Consider the following 22,228-nt stretch of genomic DNA (forward strand, 5'->3'; position numbering starts at 1 on the left):
GAAATATTTAATACCGATCAAGGTAGTCAATTTACAAGCCCGGGCTTTATTCACCCTTTGTTGGAGAAGGGGATACAGATTTCCATGGACGGAAAAGGAAGGGCACTAGACAATGTCTTTATCGAACGATTTTGGAGATCACTCAAACAGGAATATGTGTATTTAAACCCTCCGAATGGTGGGATGGATCTGTATCGGGGAATAAAGGCATATGTAGAATTTTACAACCGTCGACGTAAACACACCGGAACCGGGTATATTCCAAATGATCTATTTTTTGAAACCAACGCCAGAGCATCCTAATTAAACTTAATTGTAACCGCTGGCTGTCCAGTGAAACGGGAGTATTTCATATATGCATTCTTTTGACGCTCCCAGTCAAGTTGCCTTAAGAGGCTATATACATTTGTAGATGACGAATGAAACTTTTTGGAGAGAGGATTAAAAAAGCCTATCAAATCCTTTTGTGAAGTCCAGCCCTTCGCTACTGATACTTCCCGAGTTCGTTCCTTAGGAGCAAGAGCACTCATTAATATTCTTGCTAGCGAAGTTTTACCACTTCCTGGCATCCCAGCAAACAAAGTCAGTGTACATTGGTGTATTGATATTAATATATTATCAATAAAATGCGAATCAAATTTTCTGTTATGTTTACTTAATATTGTTACTAAACTATCTTTTAAATTTTTATACAGCTCAAATTTATCTATTTCATTAGATACATCTTCAACAACTTCAAAACTACGGAATGTTGAATGACTTTCCTCTCGATTTGTATCAAAATCTTTTCCGCTTAATATGTTATAATGTTGATTAATTACAAGTAGCTCTTGCAGCTTCTTGTGTGCAGTCTTCTGTTCCCCAGTAAAATTTTCCTGCAAGGTTGAAATCCCTAATTTTAAAGATTCTTCTGTTTTCTCTAAATATTTGATCGTACCTTCTAATTCCTTAATTGATATAGATTTACTCTCTCGCTCTTTTTCAATTTCTTCATCTATATTTTTTCTTTTTTCTTCTAATTGAACAATCTCATCTTCAAGGCTAATTTTCTGTTTCTTTAATTCCTCAGCCTTAAACTTTTCAATATCTTTTATTTCATCTCTTACCTTATCCAAAGTTTGAATGCTTGCATTGATATCTTGTTCTGTCATCAGTTTTATGGATTCAAACTTCTGGATATCTTTCACCAAATTATGTTTGAACAGTTCCAGTCGCTCAATCTCATGTTTTACTATTGGAATTTCCGGTATGACATTCGCCAGATCAATATTCGCCAGCAATCCTTGTTCAGCTCTCCCCAAAATTTCCCGTAGCCTCATTTCTTCCTCTCTATTTTCCGACAAAGAATCTGACATAACCTTTTTCGTTATATCAAGTATCTTATCAATTTCTTGTACCGAATAGAGTTCTGGTGTTCGAGATAGCCGATTTTCAAACTTTTTAAGTAATTCCGAATTCGTTACAAAATCTCGTTCTCGAATTAGACTCAATTTTGAGACTGATGGAACAATAATACGCCTTGTAATATGGTTAGCTTCAAATTGGACATATATTCGATCTGAATATTCATAGTCACCAAACGGAATCCATCCGCCTTTTTCAACAATAAAATTACCGGAAGTGTCAGTATTCTTTACTTTGAATGGTCCACTTAGAATATTATTATCTAAGACAAAAAAAGAATTATTTGTCTGTATATAGTCTTTAAGTAAATTGTTTAATGCTATTTCATTGAGCTCAAATATGGCACTCTCCTCACTTACAATGCCTTCAAATATTTCGACTATCTCATTCTCTCTAAGAGCATAAACGTTTGTGTGAAATGTAATGCTCTTAGGAAATGTTGAGCCTTCATGATATTTCTCGTTTTTGATAATAGTGCCGGAGGATATTTTTGCTAATTGATGTAATGAAAAACGCTCGTTCAGCGGAGGTATATCCATAAGCATATTTTTTGTTGCTAGAATACGATCCCCCATTTCATACTCATCTATATCCAACAGTTTTCCATTGTTATTGTAAAAGATAGATATAAGACTGTTGTTTGGAAACTCTTCATCTTTTACAACCAATATATAGTTTGAATCTGTAAATCGGTGACTATCTCTATAACTGAAAGTCTCGTCACTTAATTGGCCTTTTAACATTTTGTTAATTATTTGAATTAGAGGATGAGATATAATTCTATTTTGATACGGACACAACTTCGTGTACTTATAATTTCGACGAAATATCATCCAGATAAAGTAACCGAAGACTTATCTATACTCGTAACTAATAGATGTTAAAATTGTTTTTGAAAGTTGGCAAATTTTATCTAACGTATTGGTTGTCAACTCATAAAGAATCTCAATGGAAATTTAGGAGCATGGATCATAAATTTATATTTTATTATAAAAATTCCGGCAGATCGCTGATTAGCTGCAACGACACTCGCGTTACTCGGAGGGACTACCAATCAATAATTGCACTATTCCACCAAACACCTTCAAGATCAGAAGAACTTTCGCCTGTGTGGGAATTTTGTTAAACTATTGAAATACAAGATGCGTTTATGGTTTTGAGCGGCACGAAATGCTGGCTTGAAACTTTAAATATCTCCGTTCATTTTATCATTTTTACAATAAGCAGATTAAGCGAACACCGGAGCGCCGGACCGCCGGAACGGAGACACAAACACAGAGATCATGAAAATATTGCAAAATTCCCTCAGACAGAACAAGCAGAAAGCGCAAGGAAACGAATTTTCGAAAAACCGTTACTCGGTACTATATACGCTGAAAGGGCAGTACCAGCACGTGGGCTGCTCGTCGCAGGAAGAGGCGCAGCACGTCCTGGGCACGCTCCAGACCGACGGCCACCGCATCCCCATCGGCATTTACGATTCCCAAACTGACACTTTCGAGTGGGAAATCATCGGCCAATACTTCCATAGCCAAAACCTCATGAGCGATCCCGAGGGACGTTTGGAAGAAGTGCTCACCATTTCGCGGGCACTGAGAAGGCGAGATGGAAGCTGGCAGCCTGGGGTGCTGGGGAGAGCTACGTTCTTCGCCTAAGTTTGTTTTGAGGCAGCGTTGTGCACGTTGCTTCGACTGCGCTCAGCATGACAAGCCTTTGTCACCCTGAGCGCAGTCAAAGGGCGCTGCTCCTCGGCACAATGCAACAAGGCATTTTGCTTTACCACTCAAAAAATTTCAACACAAACTGTGTTACTCTTTTAACATTGGCACGTCTAAACAAAAAGACAACGCTAATGCACACCAAAACCTACTACGTCTACATCCTAAAATGCTCCGACGAAAGCTATTACACCGGCATGACAAACAACATTGATCGCCGGATTGCTGAACATAGTTCAGGCATGAACCCAGAATGCTACACTGCAACCAGACGACCCGTCGAGCTTGTCTTTGCTTACGAATTTAAGTACGTCAATAATGCCATTGCGTTTGAAAAGCAGGTGAAAGGTTGGAGTCGGAAGAAGAAGGAGGCGATAATTGGTGGGAATTGGGAGGAGTTGAGGAAGCTGGCGGAGTGTATGAACAAGACAACCTGGAAACGTGAACGCTAACTTTAGTTATTACTAGTCAAGCTGGCTAATCACCAATTTTGTCATGCTGAGCGGACCGGGCCGCCGGGCGGTCGAAGCAGTTCCCGACGGCTCCTGCTATAAGCTGCCCTAAATGATTTAGCTGGCCAAAAAAGCGTGGTCGCACGAACGCCCTTCGACTGCGCTCAGGGTGACAAAGTTGAAGTGAACAGAAGATAAAGGATATAATTTCAGGGTGACAAAAAAGGAAGGATGGTGCTTATTAATGGCATTACCTCAAATGCAAAACCACCAGCGCCACAATCGCTGGCAGGGCTTGCACGAAGAATATCTTCCGACTAGCCGTAATTGCCCCATAAATTCCAGCCACGATCACACAAGTCAGAAAGAAAACTGCGATGTAAAACGACCAACGCGAATCCTTAATAAAGCAAGTCCAGATCAGGCCGGCGGCGAGAAACCCGTTGTACAGCCCCTGATTGGCTGCTAATGTTTCTGTCGGTTTGAAGAGCTCTGGTGCTAGCGAGCCTTTGAAGGTTTCTTTGCCTTTTGTTTCCCAGGCGAACATTTCCAGGTAGAGGATGTAAAGGTGTTCCAGGGCGACGGCGCCGACGAGGATTTGGGCTAATGTTTCCATTTCGTTCGATTTAGGTTGGTGCGGTGAATATAAAAATTAGTGCACGCTTTGCCGCATGGGCTGCTGTCCCAAAAAAAAAATTTGCGCTATCTTGCAGCTGACTATCGCTAATCCATTCACTCCCATTTCCATGATTAAGAAAAGTCTATCGCAATTTCTGCTTGCTATTGCCTGCTGTGCTGCCTCGGCTGTTTCGGCACAGAGCCTTAAATCTGAAAACCTGATTATCGAGAAGGTAAAAGATCATGTATACCAGCACATTACCTATCTACAAACGCAGAGTTTCGGCAGAGTTCCATGCAATGGGATGATCGTTTATGACAAAGGCGAGGCGATTATTTTTGATACGCCGGTCAGCGATTCTACCTCTGCTGCGGTAATTGACTGGGTGGAGGCAAATCTGAAATGCAAGGTAAAAGCAGTAATTGCCACGCATTTTCATGAGGATTGCGTAGCCGGATTAGATGCATTTCACAACCGCGGGATTCCTTCCTACGCAACTAACAAGACAATTACATCTGCTAAAAATGCGAAATTTAAAGTACCTCAAAACGGTTTCGATGATAGGCTGGAACTTACGGTAGGCGACCGCAAGGTAATTACAGAGTTTAACGGCGAGGGACATACGCGCGACAATGTGATCGGCTACTTCCCGAGTGAAAAAGCCATGTTCGGCGGGTGCCTGATCAAGGAGCTGAATGCGAGCAAAGGTAACCTGGCCGACGCGAATGTAGATGACTGGTCGAAAACGGTTTCAAAGATCAAAACCAAATACCCTGATACCCAAGTAGTAGTCCCCGGCCACGGCGCCGTGGGGAATTCGGCTTTGCTGGATTATACGATTGCTTTGTTTGAGGTGAAGAAGTAAGCCTTGTCATGCTGAGCGCAGTCGAAGCAACGTGCACGATGCTTCGACTGCGCTCAGCATGACAAAGGCGCTCAGCATGACAAAGGCGCTCAGCATGACAAATGCGCTCAGCATGACAAAGGCGCTATTTCAACCCCTTACCAGTCGCAGCCCAGTAAATTCCGCCGTATAGGTGATCCAGGAAAGTCTGGTCTGAATAGACGAGACCAATGTGGCCTAAACCAGTGTAAAATGCGCGGCCGCCATCGTAGTTGTGGTACCACGCCATCGGGTGCTCTGCGCCCATTCCTGTTCCCTGGTTGGTTTTAGGATCGTATGTTTTCTCGTCCAGTGTAATGAGGATTTTCAGATCGTCGGCATTGTATGGCTTTTTGTATTCGTACCATTCATCCGTCCACATCACACGTTTCGGGAAGCGTTCCAAACCTGGAAAATTGCTGTCTTTCACGTCCAGGAATGCAGTTTGCTGCGCCGGGTGCGTTTTGAAATACATTCCAACCAGCTTGCCATACCAGGCCCAGTCATATTCCGTGTCGGCCGCCGAGTGTATCCCTACCCACCCTTTTCCGCTTTTAATGTACTTTTCAAATGCTGCCTGCTGCTGATCGTTCAGGATATCTCCTGTTGTATTCAAGAAAATGACAACCTGGTAGTTAGCCAAACTTTTTTCATTAAAAACATCCGCATTCTCCTGCCAATCCACCGAAAAGTTGTGCCGTGAAGCCAGGTTGCGGATACCAGCTACACCTTCGTGAATGGAAACGTGATGAAATCCCGCCGTTTTGGTAAACAATAATGCCTTAAACTGCTGAGCCTGCGCCGTGAATGCAGCCGCGAAGAAAAGAGCAAGCGCTAGTAACTTTTTTTGCATGATTATAATTGAATTGTTAAATGGATTGCAAAACTGATTTGTAAGTAAAACAAGCAGGCAGCCGGAATATACTTTCTGTCATTTGTTTAAAACTTCCCACAAAATGCGCGTGTCGTAATCTGTATAGTGCACATATTTCTTGTTCTGCATCCAAAGCAACACATTCTGGTCGCCCTTCTTTTTATAACGCGGCACAATTGGCCGCACATTATCCAGCTGCGAACCGCGCGTGACGGGCGTGATTTTCCAATTTTTGCCAAAGTCTCCGGTTTCCGCCTTTGATATCTCGAAAACCCCATTGATCTCGTGAGAGAAATAGACCACCTCGGGATTGAGCGGATCGATGGTCAGGCCGCCGGAATAGTTCTCTTCCCGCTCCGCCTTCCCTTCCGGCGTTTGCGGAAACCATTTGCCCGAGTCGATCAGGTGATTGTCTATCCATTTCTTTCCGTCAAAAACCGCATAGTAATACTGGTGTTTTTCACTGCTCGGATACCGCGTGTAAGCCACCACCGGTCGGCCTTTTTTATCAATAACAATATCAAAAATCCACGCTCTTCCCGTCGCGGGTGAAGCTTTGTACACGACTGATGCATCTTCGGGATGAAACGGAAGCTGGTCTACATCCTTGATTTTAGAACCATCAGCGCGCCAGAATGCGCCTTTTTCGTAGTAGCAATAATAAACGGAGTTCAATGCTTCATTGCGCGGGTGACCGTCCGTGAAGATCAGATGTATCTTCGACTTGCCATCCGAAAAGTATTTCACATAAGGCCGGTTATTGGTGTCAAGCTTTTTGGAAGTAATTACCACTTTCGGGTCCGACCAGGTTTTTCCATTGTCAGTTGAGGTAATGTAATTGGGCTTAAAACCAATCCAGCGGCCAAAGCTGTACAATTTATTATTCTCTGCACTCAGCATGGAGGGATTTGCATAAGTGTAAGTTTCGCGGACAAATTGCTTCAACAATTCATCCGTTTTTGGGGTAAAAACAACCGAATCTGAAAAGCTGCTGACATTGCCCGGCTGTGCAGTCACATTCTGTATAACGCCCATTCCGTTCTTCCCTCCTCCGTGCCACGTATACTGGGCCAAAACGTTCTGATCGGGTAGTTCCAGGAAGGCAGGATTGTCGTGATCGTCAACTTCAAGCTTGGTATACAGCCGCTTCTGCACACTTTTCCCTGATTTTACATCAAGCGAAGCTGCTACAATATCGCCGGTCTTCGTGACCCAGCCTGTTACAATCGAACCATTTTTCGTATAAATCGCCCGCGGGTCACTGAACCAGCACCAGGTACCGTCATCGGTGAGGGTTTGTTGTTTTTGGGCAAAAACAGGAGTTAGTGCATTGAATAGCAGAAAGAAGTAGATACTTGTACGCTTCATCGGTCAGGAATGTCAGTTGTGAAAGGCTGTAATTTACCTTTTGTGACGATTTCTTCCGGCGAAAACCATGACTTATTATCAATCCGCGGCAACCAATTCAGCAGACTTTGCCCTCTCCATATCCTTCAAAGCCCATTCAGCCATTCCGTGTATCACAGCTTGCAGCTCTTTGCCAGCGTCCGTCAGCGAGTAAGTTACGTAAGGCGGCACCACGGGCTTTGCTTCCCGGGAAACCAGATTATCAGCTTCCAATTGCTTTAAATGCTGGATCAGCATCTTCTCAGTAATATGCGGCATTGCCTTTTTGATCTCACTGTACCGCTTGCTTCCACTTATTAAATGATAAATAATGATCGGCTTCCAATGTCCGCCAATCTTGTTCATCACGTAAGTAACCGGACATGCCGCCAATGCAATCTGCTTGTTCGCGTGGATCGTCGAGCTTTCTTTGATCTTCGTCATAGATACATACTTTGGGGTAAGTACTTGTCAAAAAGTAAGTACAAATATAGCTTTGTGGCAACAAAAAACAACTTACAACTATGAAATATATCATCACAGGATCACTCGGCCACGTTAGCTTACCCGTAACGAAAAACCTGGTAAATGCCGGACACGAAGTAACAGTAATCAGCAGCAGCGCTGACAAAAAAGCAGAGATTGAAGCACTTGGCGCACACGCAGCAATTGGCTCTGTCACCGACTTAGAATTTGTAAAAAGTGCGTTTCAGAACGCAGAAGTGGCTTACCTGATGATCCCAAGCAGCTTCTCATTGACAGACTATGAAAAGTTTCAGCTGGAAGTGGCAGACGTTTACCTGGAAGCATTGAAAGGCAGCGCGATCAAATATGTAGCCGTACTCAGCAGTCTGGGCGCGCACCTTCGCGAAGGCGCCGGGCCGATAGACGCATTGGGTTACCTGGAAGAACAGCTGCTGGCAATCCCGGGCCTCAATCTTTCCTTCCTGCGTCCGTCGTACTTCTTTTCAAACCTGTTCAGTCTCGGCGGACTCATCCAAAATGCGGGTATAGCTGGAAACAACTTTGGCGATACAGATGAAAAGCTAGTTCTGACCGACACGAATCACATCGCCGAAGTAGCTACTGCGCAATTGCTAAATCTGTTTACCGGACATCACATTATAAACATCGCAAACGACGAGCGCCACCCGAATGAGATCGCCGCCATTCTCGGAAAGGCAATCGGCAAGGAAAACACACCCTGGGTACCTTTCAGAGACGAAGACGCCTACCAGGGAATGCTCGGCGCAGGTTTAAATGAGAGCTTCGCTTCACTATATGTCGAAATGGGCCAGGCGCTCCGTTCAGGTAAAATGCAGGAAGAATACTGGAAAAACCGCCCGGACCTGGGAAGCTACAAACTGGAAGATTTCGCGAAGGAATTTGCAGGAGCGTTCGCGAAGCCATAATTATGTTTTAATGCCAAAAATCGAGCTAACATTAAAATGTGATGTATTTTAATGTTAGCTCGATTTATTTATCTATTTTTGATGCCAAATCAGTAGCTAACATTAAAATAGTATATAATTTAATGTTAGATAAAAACGTCGGCATCCTATGAAGTACCAGATTAATCCTGATAGAACTATCCCTTGGAATGACCTTCCCGACTTGCCCATTGACCCTGCTTTATACAGGACTGTTGAGCTATATGAGCAACTAGGCAGCGCAAAAGCTGCGCTAGGCAAGCTGCAAGGAAGAAGCATTGCAATACCGAATCAGGGTATGCTGGTTAACACGATCAGTTTACAGGAAGCGAAAGCTTCAAGCGCAATTGAGAATATATTCACGACCGATGATGAGCTTTATAAAGCTTTCGGTGAAGATCAAAGTGAGCGGATTTCCGGTCCACCAAAAGAAATTTTAATGTACCGGGAAGCACTTTGGCAAGGGTTCCAGTACCTAAATGAGCAAAAGCAGTTCGACCTGAACTACTTCAGGGACATTTACCGGCAGGTCAACCAGGCTAGTGACAACATTCGTCCACCGTTTATTCACACCTATATCCGGCAGGGCGGAACAGGGCCGAATGCGGGAAAAGCGGTATATACACCTCCGAGAGGTGCAGGTATAGTAGAAGCGAAACTCGAAAATCTAATCCAGTTTCTGAATGATGATGTAAACTTCAAAGCCGATCCGCTGATCAAAATGGCCATCGCCCACTTTCAATTTGAAGCAATTCACCCGTTTCGGGATGGAAATGGCAGAACGGGGAGGATCATGAATATCCATTATCTAACGCACAAAGGATTGTTGGATTATCCGATCCTTTTCATGAGCCGCTACATCATGGATTATAAGGATGATTATTACGACGGCTTAATGGGCGTAAGTCAGCGGGGCGAGTGGCATAACTGGATTCACTACATGCTCCGCGCCATCGAAGTCACCGCAAATCTCACATACAATAAGATCAACGACGTGATCAGCACCAAAGAAGCGATCCTTCAAGCAATTATATCCGATACAGACATTGCAAGACCAGAATCTATTGTCAATGTAATTTTCACCCAGCCACTTACGCGTGTAAAATATATCACCGGACAAAAACTATATTCCGAAAACACCGCCAAAAAGTATCTGAATCAGCTGGTATCAATGGGAATTCTGGAACGCAGAAGTATTCAGGGGAACCATTATTATCTCAATATTGAGTTGTACCGCATTCTCGGAGAATGATGTCTTGACTATTACAGTATGCTCTCTTATTGTTTGTACAAAAAAGCAAAACGGATACAGCTTAACACTGCACCCGTTTTCATTTTGATCTTCAAACCTCTATTTCCCCATTCTCAACCGCGTTTGCGCGCCACCTGCTTCTTTCAACTCCACTTTTAAGCCGCCGCTTTTTACTGCGTCTTTGTCAACCAGCATCGTAATGGTGTGAATCCCTTGTGGCAGGTTCGTGGTAATATTTCCGTCTGCTACTTTCAGGTCTTTGGTGCCGGTGAGAGCTGATACAATGGCGGCGGGAGTGCTGATGCCGAAAGTGACATTACCTGCGGTCAAAACTTCTATGTCAAACCGGACATAACTCAAATGCTTGTTACCCTGCACAGGCACTTCCGGAAGCTCTGCTACGGGTAGCTCTCCTGAAACTTTGCTGTACACAGGCTGCCAGCTAAGTTTTGATTTTGACTTCTTTGCCGCGGCCGAACCTTTGCTAATCGGCAGGACATCATCGCCGCTCGCTTCCCAGCGTCGTACATAACGCGTGTTCGGTACACGGTAATCACCCGATTCGCCCAGCTTGGTGAGATAGCCGACGAGGTTAATGAACTCCGTCTGATCCAGACCGGCAGTAAGTCCAGGCGGCATCAGCGAACCAGGTACCTTCTCCATTACCTGTAACTGGCTTTTCGGAATTGAAATTTCCTTGCCAGTCACATCACGGATCACCACGTCCGACGCGCCGTCAGAAGCCAGATAGCCCATTAACTCAGATCCATCTTTTTTCACGACGCGTTTCAAATCATATCCTTCTTTGATGGACTCGCTCGGGTATAAAATGGACTTGATAATGGTCTCAGCCGGCGAGCTGGTACCCAAACTGCTCAAATCCGGTCCGATCAATCCGCCCGCTCCGCCTATCGCGTGACAAGTGGTACAGCTGGCTTCCACTTTGCGGAAGATCAATTCTCCTTTTGCAGGATCTGCTTTTTCGCTCACCAGCTTGGCGAGTCCGGCAATCTGCTGTTCGTTTAGTTCCTGCGGCATTTTCTGCGTGGGCAATGTTCCGCCCGAAGCTTCCAATGCACCCACCAGTACTTTCATTTCATCGATATTCTGCCGCGTCCAGCCCGCGCGAGAGCGAACAAGCTGGCGACCTGTTTTAGCAGCAGCTTCCGGAATTTTCTTGGCAGCAATGGCTTCGCCTAATGCAGCTGCTCCCGGGTTCGTACTAATAAATGCGACAAAAAGCTCTGTCAGATCTGTATTTGCTGGTAAAGTCCGGATCAGGTCAGCAGCGATGGTTGCGCCAGCTTTGGGATCAACTGACGCCAGTTGCGCTGCAGCAACAACACGCACGTCTGCCGGGTTCTGAGATCCGGTTAAATCCGTCATCAGCTTCTGTGCTTTTGGCTTGTCAATCGCAGCCAATGCGCCTAATGCTGCTTTTTTCGTATCTGTATCTCCCGATTTGACGAGCTCCGTGAGTTTCGTATTCAGCTGGTTCAACTTCCATAATCCCGCCAGTCTGATTGCAGTTAAGCTTACTGCATCATCATCGCTACCAATGAAAGTGGCAATACTTTCCGGATTTTTGTCAGGTTTTACATTGCGCTGGCGCGCCGCGTCTTCCAGCGCAGCGAGCTGTGCACCTACATTTTTGTCTTTATTTTTAAGCGACAAATCGAGTAGCATATTCAGGTCGGCAGCCTGGCCTGTTCTTGCAATGGAGCTCAGTACATCTTTCTGATAATCCTCTGGTACCTCTCCTTTTTGATACAACTGTACCATAAATGTCGCCGCATCCGGGCTTGTCGCCGATTTCAATGCATACGCTGTTTTCTTCGCATCACCCAGGAATCCCGGCTCGGATTTCAGCTTCGCGAGCCAGAGCGGTTCCAGCTCGCGGATCGTTTGCCACAATGCAAAATCAAGAAATTCATCCATTTGACCGTCTAATGCAAGCAATGCGGTTTTCGCAGCTTCGGGAGTTCTGGTTTTCCGCAATGCGATCACCGATTCCAGGCGAACCTGCGCGTGTTCGTCTTTGATTGATTTTGCAAGAAGCGCAGGTACATTGTTCATCTTGGGGTACCAAAGTTCCAGTGCGCGCAAGGCAGCAGCGCGGGCATTGTGGCTCTCTGCATTCAACAGTTCAAGCAAAATGGGCTGATTGAAAGTTTCCAGCGTCTGGTAAACCCACAGTCCTTCCAGGAGATTATGCTCGTAATTGCTATCATTTTTGTCCAAACCTTGTACCCATTTCTGCAAAGCCGGGATTACCTCTTTGGCACCTTTTGCTTTCAAAACCTGCTTTGCCTGCAACCGCGTCCATTCCTCAGGCAGCTTCAATGCATCGAGCAGCTCGGTTACACTAGCCTTCGTAAGCTGCGGCTTGTTGACCAGCGGGCGGTTCTTGGCAACAACACGCCAGATCCTTCCATGCTGCTGATCACGGCGCGGATCGTGGAAATCCACTTCTCCGTGCTGAATAATCGGGTTATACCAGTCCGCTACATAAATTGCGCCGTCGGGGCCTACATTGATATCCACCGGGCGGAATGCCACATTATCTGTCCACATCAGGTCGTCGGCCTGCTTGGAAGCATAGCCGGCGCCTTGTTCTTCAAGACGGAAGCTGTTGATCCGGTTTGCGCGGAAGTCGTTGGTGATCATTCTTCCCTGCCAGGCATCAGGCAAATGTCTTCCTGAAACAACATCCAGACCGCTATGCTTGGGCTGGCCCGGGTTTAAGCCGCGGATAATGCGAGCCGCACCCGGCGCCGTAACAAACGTTGCACCCGGAAATCCATAGTTGATACCTTCTCCACCTGCACCATCTGTCAGAAAAGACTGTCCCCAACGATCAAATTGCAAGCCCCAAGGATTTACAAGTCCGCGTACATACACTTCCATATCCAGGTTGCGCGTGTTCAATGCCCAGGTACCGCCTCCTTCCAGTCTTTTGATGCCAAATGGTGTTTCTACGTGGCTGTAAATGTAGATTGATTGATTAAAGTACATACGTCCCTCTGGTCCCCAGCGAAATGTGTGGATCAAATGGTGCGTGTCGCCCGTACCAAAACCGTTTAATATCCGGCGTTTTTTATCGGCTTTTCCGTCTCCGTCAGTGTCTGAAAAATGCAGTATCTCGGTAGAATTCGCGACATAACAGCCGCCGTCGCCCGGCAGGATTCCGGTTGGCTGTATTAATCCTTCCGCGAAAACGGTAGACTTATCCGCTTTTCCGTCACCGTCCGTATCTTCCAAAATAAAGATCTTATCGTTTGCAGATTCCCCGGTTTTCAGGTGCGGGTAAACAGTACTGCTTACCACCCAAAGCCGTCCCTCCGCGTCCCAGTTCATCTGAATGGGCTTCGCTACCATCGGATCAGCCGCAAAAAGGGTTACTTCAAATCCCTCTGCCACTTTGAACGAAGCCAATTCTTTCTGCGGGTCAGGATCGGGATCTTCCTTTACTACCTGGTACTTATTAGATGAAGTCGCCAGCAACATCGTTGCGATCAACGCGGCTCCATATATTGGTTTAGTGATTTTCATAGATTAGGTTTAGTAATTCAATTTTGTAACCTGTTTTTCACGTTGTCAGGCTGAGCACCTCCTTTTGTCACCCTGAGCGCAGTCGAAGGGAATGCGTTATCGCTCCTCCCTTCGACTGCGCTCAGGGCGACAAAGCTTAAGCTCAGCATGACAAAGCTAAGCCGACTGCCAACAGCCGAGGTACCTACTCCACCCTCCTCAACTCATACAGCACTTCCTTCGGGCTGCTGTTCAGGATAATCTGGCCTTCCAGCCATTTGATAGGGATATCCTGCTCTTCCAAACCTTTCACGTGCCTGCCTTGCTCGTACCTGCGGAAGCCGATAATGTAAGTCTGGTTTAATGGGCGGTACTGAAAGAAATGCAGCTCATTTTTTCTCACAATCATATTCCGCACGCTTTCAGATTGCGTGTATTGCGGCCCCTGCTTGATCTCCACGCCTTTTTCCCAATCCTTTGCAGAAGCAACAGCTACCTGGTTGTTTTCAGACGTTAACAGGTAATAACCCTTCTTCAAACCGGAAATGCGGATCGTCCGCGCATTGTCGACTACACCGGAAACAGATTTCGGTGTGGGTAGCGGCAGATATTTGTTCTCCACCGCAAATTTCACCAGGGCATTTCGCTCATTTCCGGGAATAACCCTCGCATTGGAAGCTTCTGCCTTGTTTTTTGACAAATTGATCGTGGTTGTGGCTTTCGCTGCATCGAGCCCGAGTGCCTTTTCCAAGATATTAGCCAGCTGGTAGTAGCCCAGCTCGGTCAAATGGACTGTATTTTCGATGATACTGTCCTTTTTGCTGGCAACAAGTACCGGCTTGTAGATATCCAGGTATTGCTTGCCCCGGCTGGATGCCACTTCTGAGATCGCATTGGAATACAGTTCCAAATCTGCATTCCGCTCGGCAATGCGTTGTGCTGTGTTTTTTGAAACAACGGGAATAGTTGAAAGCAGGACCGTCTGCGCGCCCAGTGAGTCGATTTTGTCCAGCAGCTTGTTCAAACCTTCTTTGAATTTCGGCAAACCCGCACGTCCATCCTGCGCTTCAACACCGCCGTAGCCGAGAAATACAACAGTTGGCTTTGCATTGGTAATATCCTGCATCAAATGCTGGTACGGAGTAGGCGGATTCGTGTAAGTTGATCGGCCTTCGCCCCAAACATTATCACCTGTCCAGCCGAGATTGCGGAAAGTCACGCCCTTATCCGGAAAGCGGGTGGTAAGCAGCATTTCCAGGTAACCAAACTGAAAATCATTCTCAAAAATCGAGTTGCCGAGAAAAACCACCCGGTCTCCGTCTTTCAGCGTGAACCTGGTTGCGCCTGTACTTTTGGACGGATCCTGGCCGGAGACAAAACCGCCAGTCAGGAAAAAAAACAGCAAAACAATGTGACCGGCAGAAACCGGCACTTTTAAACTTCTCATGCACTTATGGGTTTAGGTAATATTTGGTAAAAGGATCCCAGCGACTGAAATTAACCATTCCGCGCCAAAACATACTGGTGTTTTTTCAATGATCGAAAGTCTTCACTTGCGCCGGCCGGACTGTCGAACCAGCGGGTCCGGGGATTACCATGATCGTGATAATGGTGGCGAGCACCAATGCGACGGACATTAAAATGTAAGATGCATTGAAGTTCCCGGTAGCAGTATTGAGGTAGCCTACCAGGTAAGATCCGGCAAATGAGCCCAATGCACCCAGACTATTGATCAGCCCGATTGCGCCGCCAGCCACATTCTTCGGCAGAATTTCGGCGATAGCTGCGAAAAACGGCCCGTAAGGCGTGTACAACGCACCGCCAGCTGCGACAAGCAATGCGTATGAAAACCAGAACTTATCGGGACCGAGCCAAACTGCTCCGTACAAACAAATTGCAGCGATCAGTAGAAAAGGCCAGACGAATATTTTCCGGTTACCAGTTTTGTCAGAGAAATAAGACGCAGAGAGCATTCCGATGACCGCAAACAGGTACGGTACAGACGAAAGCCAGCCCGTATTGATCATATTCATATTCGGCGCTGCTTTGATAATGGAAGGCAGCCACATTACAAAACCATAAACTCCCACACTCCACAACAGGTATTGTAGACAAAGCAAAATCACTTTCTTTGATTTGAAGGCTTCTGCATAGTTCTTCACCGGTTTGATTCCCGCCTGCTCTTCGCTCAGTCTTGCTTCTACGGCCAGCTTTTCCTCGGTCGTAAGCCAGTCGGCGTTGATAGGCCGCTCGTCGATGAGCTTCCACCAGATAAATGCCCAGACAATGCCAGGCGCACCTTGCAGAATGAACATCCATCGCCAGCCCATTGAGTCGATCAGATAGCCCGATAGTACCGACATCCATAGTACCGTCACAGGGTTACCGAGGATCAGGAAAGTGTTAGCGCGCGAGCGTTCTTCTTTGGTAAACCACTGGCTTAGCAGGATCAGCATGGCGGGCATTACAGCACTTTCAACTACTCCCAGCATGAAACGGATCACGATCAGCGTGGTCGTGTCCGCCACCATTCCCGTCGCGGCAGCCAGTCCACCCCAAAGAATAAGCGAGATGAAAATCAGCTTCTTAGCAGTGCGGGTCGCGGCATAATGCGCCCCGGGAATTTGAAAAAAGAAATAACCCAGGAAGAACAGCGAGCTGAGTAAAGTTGAGGTGTTTGGTGTAATTCCCAGGTCTTCGGACATCCCCCCCGCAACCGCAAAACCAAAATTGGCTCGATCAAGGTATGCGAGACTATATGTTACAAAAACAACCGGAATAATGCGGAACCATCGGCGTCGGGCTAACTGTGGTTTCATTTGCAAATTGGGGTAAATGGAGTTGAATGTTCTTCCTTTAAAACCTGCTGGTACTAAATTCTACCGTGCACAGTTTTCTGGCAAATAGAGGACAGCTGTTCGGAGGCAGAAAGTAAATCTAATTATTTATTTGAATCATGCAATTTACCAGTGATGTTTTAAAGTCAGGACAGCACAGGATGATATAGTAGTATTAAATGAGTGAATTGCAATAAAAATTATTGATTTTGTTATAAATCACACCAATCCGATCCTCCATGACCTATCTCCGCATTTGTCTCACATTTCTTCTGGTAGCTTCAATGGCATGCAGTGCTGATGCAAATGCGCAGGCTTTGAACCCGGGCTTTCTGCCTCAGAAAGGGGATCGCATCATTTTATTGGGAAATACATTTGCAGACAGAATGCGGCACTACGGCTATTTTGAAACCATTCTACAGAAGCATTTTCCCGACAAAAACCTGACGTTGCGGAACATGGGATGGAGTGTCGATGAAGTAGCATTGCAGCCTCGACCATTAAACTTCCCTGGTTTTGGTGAAAAAACAAAGCGGCTGACGGTGGGCGAAAAGGAAGTGACATTTAAAGGATTTACCCACGAGGGAGAGCCGATCGTAATGCCTGTCGGCCTTAATTTCAAAGGATTGAACCAGGACTTGTACGACCAGAGAGCGGACATCATTCTGCTTTGTTTTGGGTTGAACGAGGCCTTCAAGGGCACTCCCGGCATTCCCCGGTTTGAAAAAGATCTTTTGACATTTATCAAAAACCTGCAAGCCAATCAATACAATGGGAAGTCAGCGCCGAAGCTCGTGCTTGTTTCTCCCATTGCCCACGAAGATCTGGGCAAACATTATCCTGATCCGGCGGAGCACAACCGGAATCTGCTGCGCTATACCGAATCGATGAAGAAGATAGCGGCTTCAATGGGGCTGTTTTTTGTCGACCTGTATACCCCATCTTCAAAACGAATGCAGGAAGCGGGAAAATCAAAGATCACGATCAATGGCATTCACCTCACCCGAGAAGGTTACCAGCTCGCCGCTGAATGGATGGCGCAGTCACTTGGTTTCGGAAAAGCCATCGACTTCAACTCCATTACCAGCAAGCAGCTTACGGAAGTAATTAAGATGAAAGACGATCATTTTTTCTATCGCTGGCGGGCGGTGAACGGAGAGTATATATATGGCCGGCGGCGCGAACCTTTCGGCGTCATTGCATTCCCTCCGGAGCTGCGGAAGCTCAATCAAATGGCTGCGGCGCTGGATTCGGTAATATGGGATCTGGCCAGAGGTGGCAGCAAAGAAGCGTATCAGCGCGCGATGGAGATCGTGGACAGACGAGGAAAACCAATTGATCCAATGCTGCAAACGGCAGTTCCGATGACGGGGCGGCAAGGTGAAGCAGCCAAAGCAGCCACGCACGAACACCACAACAAGAAGTGGCCGGCGACTACCGACAAGTTCAAGCTGCCGGAAGGTTACGAGATCAACCTGTTCGCTTCTGAAAAAGACTTCCCGATTGAAAAGCCCGTTGCAATGAATTTTGATGCAAAAGGGCGGCTATGGGTCGCCACGATGCCCACTTACCCGCAGTACTTTCCGGGCATTCCGGTGCACGATAAGATTGTGATTTTAGAAGATACTGATGGCGACGGGAAGGCTGACAAGCACACTGTTTTTGCCGACGACTTATACCTTCCGCTTGGATTTGAATTTGGGAATGGCGGTGTATTTGTCTCCCAGGAACCTGACATTCTGTTCCTGAAAGACACGGATGGCGACGACAAGGCTGATCTGCGGGAAGTGGTACTTACCGGGTTTGGTTCGGAAGACAGCCACCACGCAACCCACGCATTCACGTACGGACAAGACGGAGCGCTGTACTTCAACGAAGGCACTTTCCTGAACACGCAGGTAGAAACGCCATACGGGCCAGTGCGCTCCTATGCAGGCGCGACCTACCGCTTTGAACCCAGAACAGGGCGTCTGCAGCATTACATTTCCTACCCCTACTTCAATCCCTGGGGAAGCATTTTCGATAAATGGGGCACTCACCTGATCGGTGATGCTTCTGACGGATCCAACTATTTTGCGCCTCCCATGACCGGAAAGGTAGATTACCCCGACAAGCACCCGCGTATCAATATGTTTACAGAAACGCGCGTGCGGCCTACTGCCGGGATAGAAATTGTATCCAGCCGAAACTTTCCGGAAGAAGTGCAGGGCGATTTCCTGGTCAATAACAACATTGGCTTTCAGGGAACGAAGCAGCACCGCATTGTACACGAAGGCTCTGGGATTATTGGAAAAGAAGTAGAGCCGCTGCTGCAATCCGCCGACCCGAACTATCGTCCGATCGACCTTGAATTTGGTCCCGACGGAGCTTTGTACATTGTAGATTGGTACAATCCGCTGATATCCCACGGAGAAAACCCGCCCCGCGATCCCGCAAGGGATAAGTCGCACGGTCGCGTGTGGCGCGTCAGCTACCGCAACCGGCCACTTTCGAAAGTCACTGACCTGACTCGAATGCAAATTCCTGAGCTGCTCGAAAGCCTGAAAGCACCGGAAGACCGGCTGCGTTACAGAACCCGCATACAGCTCAGATCAAAAGAGGAAAATGAGCTTTTGCCCGAATTAAAAAAGTGGGTTAATGCACTGGACAAGCAAGATACTGACTATGAACATCACCTACTCGAAGCATTGTGGCTTTATCAGGATTTTGATGTGGTAGAGGAGGATTTACTCAAAACGCTTCTCCATGCAAAAGATCCCAGAGCCCGAACTGCTGCCACCAAAGTATTGCGCTTCTGGCATGCACGCGTGCCGGGCGCAGTTAATTTGTTGCGGGAGCGGATCAACGATGAATCTGCGCGGGTAAGACTGGAAGCCATTGTCGCGGCGAGCTTTTTTGAAAATGAGGAAGGTATGTCAGCTGCATTCGATATACTCCGGCATCCTACCGACTACTATCTCGACTACGCCATTTCGGAGACCTTCCGCCATTTGAAGCCGGTGTGGTATGCAGCTATGCAACTTTCCATGTTCCTTCCTGACATAGAGCAATACTTACTTCCATTCCTGAGTGACAATGAGCTACTTGCACTCCCAAAGAACCACGGGCCGACTGTCGAGATACTGGGTCGGCGCACTGTTCAGGCGGTGAAAAAGAAGCAGGTACTTGCGTCACTGGCGAGAGAGCTCGAACTGTCGGAAACGAATACTTTGCTATATGCATTGAAGCAGGAAAAACGCCCGGACCGACAGCAAGAACTGGTATTACAAGTACTCAGAGGGGACAAAAATCAGCTCGCCTATAGCAAGCCGCAGTTTGAGCAATTCATCAAAGCAGATAGTAATGCTTTGATAAAACAAATGGGCTACGCTGCAATCATGACCGCCGAAGGATCGGACAAGTCCATTCAAAATCACATAGCGGCCGATCAAGAGAACTATCTCAAGAGTATCTCCATGTTGCAGGACAAAGCCTTACAAGCATCATTTTTTGCAAAATCGAAAACCCTTGCCCCGGATTTTCCAGAAACTACCTACCCTATTTTAATGGAAATGGTACTCGCGCAGCCGGCGAAAACACAGTCTCCCGACCGGTTTATTGCTTCTCTAAAAAACCTGCCGGTCAGTACTATCGATTCGGAAGGCTTCGGCAAAGCGGTGAATGCGATGAAGACAATTGTAAACCGCTCTACATTGTCCCAGAAGCAGCAGCTCCTGCGCGTCCTGGAAAGTTTGGGCACACTAGAAATTACATTAACAGCAGTGGAGGCGAAAATGGCTTTCGACAAAACCGCCTTTGACGTACCCGCCGGAAGGAAAGTTTCGCTTGTGTTCAACAATCCGGATTTAATGCCGCATAACGTGGTCATCACCAGGCCTGGAACTGAACAAAAAGTGGGCGAAGCTGCTGACGCAATGGCGCAATTGAAAGATGGATTTGAGAAGAATTTTGTCCCGGTTACCAGCGATGTGCTTTTTGCTACACCGCTGGTCAATTCAGGTAAGAGCTTCCGGCTGAACTTCAAAGCCCCGGAAGAACCAGGCACTTATCCGTTTATCTGCTCATTTCCCGGGCACTGGCGAGTAATGAAAGGCATGATGCGCGTGACCAGGCCGGGTGAATAAATATTGGCTATTATAAAAGACCGAAGGAGCTGACAGAGCTTACCAGCTTGTCGAGCTGCGGCTTTTCACTTATTTTTTTGGCTACGAATGCGGCCGCAAGTCCGCCCAGGACGTACCAGGCTACTGTCAATATCTGTGTTTGTACAGTTCTGTTTACCGGCGTGTCGTTGAGGCCGAGCGGCTTGGTCAACGTCAATGCGCCTATACCTGCAGCGAACCCGAAACCGGCGCCACGCAGGAGAATGTTTTCTTCTTTTCCGCTTCCTACCATACTATAGTAAGCTGCATTGCTCAGCAGATCGCTGGCGAGTGTGAGGCCAAAGAGCTTTTTCCCTTTTGGCGGATCGATGTTAATGGTTTTGAGAGACTTGGAAAGAGCCTCTTCCCCTACCTTATTGATTCTTGGGGCTTTATCATAAATTCTTCTGCCACTTTCATGTAGCAGGTTCAGTACTACGGCTCCGGCGAGCCCTGCTGCGATATTCTTTGTTGCATTCATAAATCCACGGAGTTTAGCTGTGTATACGTGGTTATGGTAAATATTATGCCAAACAGGGGAACAAACAGCAGGACAAGCGATCGCTTCCCGTATAATCAATAATTGCACTGCTATGAAAATCATAACACTCCGCGGGATAACTCTGGCCTGAAATGCCAACATCTGTTAAGCGGGAATGTATGAATTTTGATATATTTGATGTAAACAACATTACTATGCGACACACTTTTCAACTGAAATCAGGTGACATCAATGCGAACCTGATCAGAAATATCATGCAGATATTTCAGGATAAAGATCTTAAAATAACGATTGAAACTCGGGACCTACCAGCAAAGCTCAGCCAAAAACAACTTGCCGACCGGGTATTAAACGTTGTTGACCAGTTTAAAGGCGTGAAGGTTGATCCCAACCTTGACCTGTCATCGCTGGCCAACGAATCAAACCTATGATTTACTTCGACACGGATGTACTGATCCACTTGCTTATATCCCAAGACCAGCAAAAGCACGAGAAAGCAAAATCGAAATTCAAGTCCGCAGCCGAGCAGGAACATTTCTTTCTCTCATTTTTATGCTTGCAAGAAACTGCATTTGTCTTATCAAAGCTCGGCCAGAAGGTTGACGACATAGTTAATGCGCTATCGACATTCCTTGCTTTTGAGCCAGTTAGCTACCAAGCCAGCGAAATGACGCGCGCCATTGAGCTTGCGAAGGTCGTGGGTTTTCAAAACATAAATGATTGCATTCATCTGGCAATTGTGGAAAACTATTGTTCTACGATATACACCTTTAACAAGGCCGACTTCGGTAAGTTGTCGCGATTGACGGATTTGGAAGTGACTATTCTGAAAGTATAATTTGGGCTGACATAAACATTTAACTCATACTAAATGAAAAAGAGGCTGTCTCAAATGAGGCAGTCTTTTTTCATTTTAGAGGTTTGGGTAATTTTTCTGGATTGATTATCTTTAGTTATAAGCAAACCAAAGAAAAATGGGTCGCCGACAGCCTAATTTCAAGCCTTATCACCAGCATCAGTTGATGCTGCTTCCTCCAAGTTTAGAAGATCTTGTCCCCAAAGGGCACGTTGTCCGGGTGGTCAACGATGTGATCAATAAGATCAATTTAGAGCCGCTCAATGCCGCCTACTACCTGACCGGTCCGGCAAGTTACCATCCCCAGATGCTGTTAAAAGTGCTCGTATTTGGCTATATGAG

The 22,228-nt window shown here is 46.5% G+C and carries 19 protein-coding genes; 10 read left to right on the forward strand and 9 right to left on the reverse strand.

The window, feature by feature from the left end:
- Window positions 1-303, forward strand: a 303-nt coding sequence (locus tag Q369_RS0121405) for an integrase core domain-containing protein (RefSeq protein WP_031529539.1), incomplete at its 5' end; no start/stop codon positions are given.
- Here the strand turns inward: Q369_RS0121405 and Q369_RS0121410 are convergent.
- A complete protein-coding gene (locus Q369_RS0121410; protein WP_157488269.1) occupies window positions 300-2,147 on the reverse strand; it encodes a hypothetical protein in 1,848 nt (615 codons plus the stop codon). The genes Q369_RS0121405 and Q369_RS0121410 overlap by 4 nt on opposite strands.
- 540 nt (window positions 2,148-2,687) lie before the next feature.
- Between Q369_RS0121410 and Q369_RS0121415 the strand changes: the two genes are divergently transcribed.
- Window positions 2,688-3,059 (forward strand): hypothetical protein, encoded by a 372-nt coding sequence (locus Q369_RS0121415; protein ID WP_051664193.1) that lies wholly within the window; start codon window positions 2,688-2,690, stop codon window positions 3,057-3,059.
- A gap of 167 nt (window positions 3,060-3,226) precedes the next feature.
- Window positions 3,227-3,574, forward strand: coding sequence for a GIY-YIG nuclease family protein (locus tag Q369_RS0121420; protein WP_229206910.1), 348 nt, complete (start codon window positions 3,227-3,229; stop codon window positions 3,572-3,574).
- 250 nt (window positions 3,575-3,824) lie between these two features.
- On the opposite strand, the gene Q369_RS0121425 is transcribed toward Q369_RS0121420, so the two are convergent.
- Complete coding sequence (locus tag Q369_RS0121425; RefSeq protein WP_031529798.1) at window positions 3,825-4,190, reverse strand: DUF1304 domain-containing protein; 366 nt, start codon at window positions 4,188-4,190, stop codon at window positions 3,825-3,827.
- Between the two features lie 130 nt (window positions 4,191-4,320).
- Here Q369_RS0121425 and bla point away from each other — a divergent pair, with 130 nt between their 5' ends.
- Entirely contained in the window at window positions 4,321-5,058 is a 738-nt protein-coding gene (bla, locus tag Q369_RS0121430) for a subclass B1 metallo-beta-lactamase (protein WP_084165812.1), read from the forward strand.
- Window positions 5,059-5,182: 124 nt separating this feature from the next.
- Here the strand turns inward: bla and Q369_RS0121435 are convergent, their stop codons facing one another.
- The 3 genes from Q369_RS0121435 to Q369_RS0121445 all read right to left on the reverse strand — a co-directional run bounded on the left by Q369_RS0121435 (window position 5,183) and on the right by Q369_RS0121445 (window position 7,780).
- A complete protein-coding gene (locus Q369_RS0121435) occupies window positions 5,183-5,929 on the reverse strand; it encodes a ThuA domain-containing protein (protein ID WP_031529800.1) in 747 nt (248 codons plus the stop codon).
- Between the two features lie 78 nt (window positions 5,930-6,007).
- Entirely contained in the window at window positions 6,008-7,318 is a 1,311-nt protein-coding gene (locus Q369_RS0121440) for a BNR-4 repeat-containing protein (RefSeq protein WP_051664194.1), read from the reverse strand.
- A gap of 78 nt (window positions 7,319-7,396) precedes the next feature.
- Window positions 7,397-7,780 (reverse strand): winged helix-turn-helix transcriptional regulator, encoded by a 384-nt coding sequence (locus Q369_RS0121445; protein WP_031529802.1) that lies wholly within the window; start codon window positions 7,778-7,780, stop codon window positions 7,397-7,399.
- 80 nt (window positions 7,781-7,860) lie between these two features.
- On the opposite strand from Q369_RS0121445, the gene Q369_RS0121450 reads away from it, so the two are divergent.
- A complete protein-coding gene (locus tag Q369_RS0121450) occupies window positions 7,861-8,748 on the forward strand; it encodes an NmrA family NAD(P)-binding protein (RefSeq protein ID WP_031529803.1) in 888 nt (295 codons plus the stop codon).
- A gap of 148 nt (window positions 8,749-8,896) precedes the next feature.
- Window positions 8,897-10,018, forward strand: a complete 1,122-nt coding sequence (locus Q369_RS0121455; protein ID WP_031529804.1) for a Fic family protein — start codon at window positions 8,897-8,899, stop codon at window positions 10,016-10,018.
- A gap of 99 nt (window positions 10,019-10,117) precedes the next feature.
- Here the strand turns inward: Q369_RS0121455 and Q369_RS0121460 are convergent, their stop codons facing one another.
- The 3 genes from Q369_RS0121460 to Q369_RS0121470 form a co-directional block, all read right to left on the reverse strand.
- On the reverse strand, window positions 10,118-13,570 hold the full coding sequence (locus Q369_RS0121460; RefSeq protein ID WP_031529805.1) for a PVC-type heme-binding CxxCH protein: 3,453 nt from the start codon (window positions 13,568-13,570) through the stop codon (window positions 10,118-10,120).
- Window positions 13,571-13,754: 184 nt separating this feature from the next.
- Complete coding sequence (locus Q369_RS0121465) at window positions 13,755-14,996, reverse strand: GDSL-type esterase/lipase family protein (protein ID WP_031529806.1); 1,242 nt, start codon at window positions 14,994-14,996, stop codon at window positions 13,755-13,757.
- Between the two features lie 85 nt (window positions 14,997-15,081).
- On the reverse strand, window positions 15,082-16,368 hold the full coding sequence (locus Q369_RS0121470; protein ID WP_031529807.1) for an MFS transporter: 1,287 nt from the start codon (window positions 16,366-16,368) through the stop codon (window positions 15,082-15,084).
- Window positions 16,369-16,625: 257 nt separating this feature from the next.
- Here Q369_RS0121470 and Q369_RS0121475 point away from each other — a divergent pair, with 257 nt between their 5' ends.
- On the forward strand, window positions 16,626-20,510 hold the full coding sequence (locus Q369_RS0121475) for a PVC-type heme-binding CxxCH protein (RefSeq protein WP_157488270.1): 3,885 nt from the start codon (window positions 16,626-16,628) through the stop codon (window positions 20,508-20,510).
- A gap of 10 nt (window positions 20,511-20,520) precedes the next feature.
- Here the strand turns inward: Q369_RS0121475 and Q369_RS0121480 are convergent, their stop codons facing one another.
- On the reverse strand, window positions 20,521-21,009 hold the full coding sequence (locus Q369_RS0121480; RefSeq protein ID WP_205624347.1) for a hypothetical protein: 489 nt from the start codon (window positions 21,007-21,009) through the stop codon (window positions 20,521-20,523).
- A gap of 215 nt (window positions 21,010-21,224) precedes the next feature.
- On the opposite strand from Q369_RS0121480, the gene Q369_RS0121485 reads away from it, so the two are divergent.
- The 3 genes from Q369_RS0121485 to Q369_RS0121495 all read left to right on the forward strand — a co-directional run.
- The gene (locus tag Q369_RS0121485) at window positions 21,225-21,461 is read left to right on the forward strand and encodes a hypothetical protein (RefSeq protein WP_031529810.1); all 237 of its coding nucleotides are present in this window, start codon (window positions 21,225-21,227) and stop codon (window positions 21,459-21,461) included.
- Entirely contained in the window at window positions 21,458-21,868 is a 411-nt protein-coding gene (locus Q369_RS0121490; protein ID WP_031529811.1) for a type II toxin-antitoxin system VapC family toxin, read from the forward strand. The genes Q369_RS0121485 and Q369_RS0121490 overlap by 4 nt, the downstream gene beginning before the upstream one ends.
- Window positions 21,869-22,004: 136 nt before the next feature.
- The coding region (locus Q369_RS0121495) for a transposase (protein ID WP_031528561.1) at window positions 22,005-22,228 on the forward strand (224 nt) is incomplete at its 3' end.

The sequence above is a fragment of the Dyadobacter crusticola DSM 16708 genome, assembly GCF_000701505.1.
Taxonomy (GTDB): Bacteria; Bacteroidota; Bacteroidia; order Cytophagales; family Spirosomataceae; genus Dyadobacter; species Dyadobacter crusticola.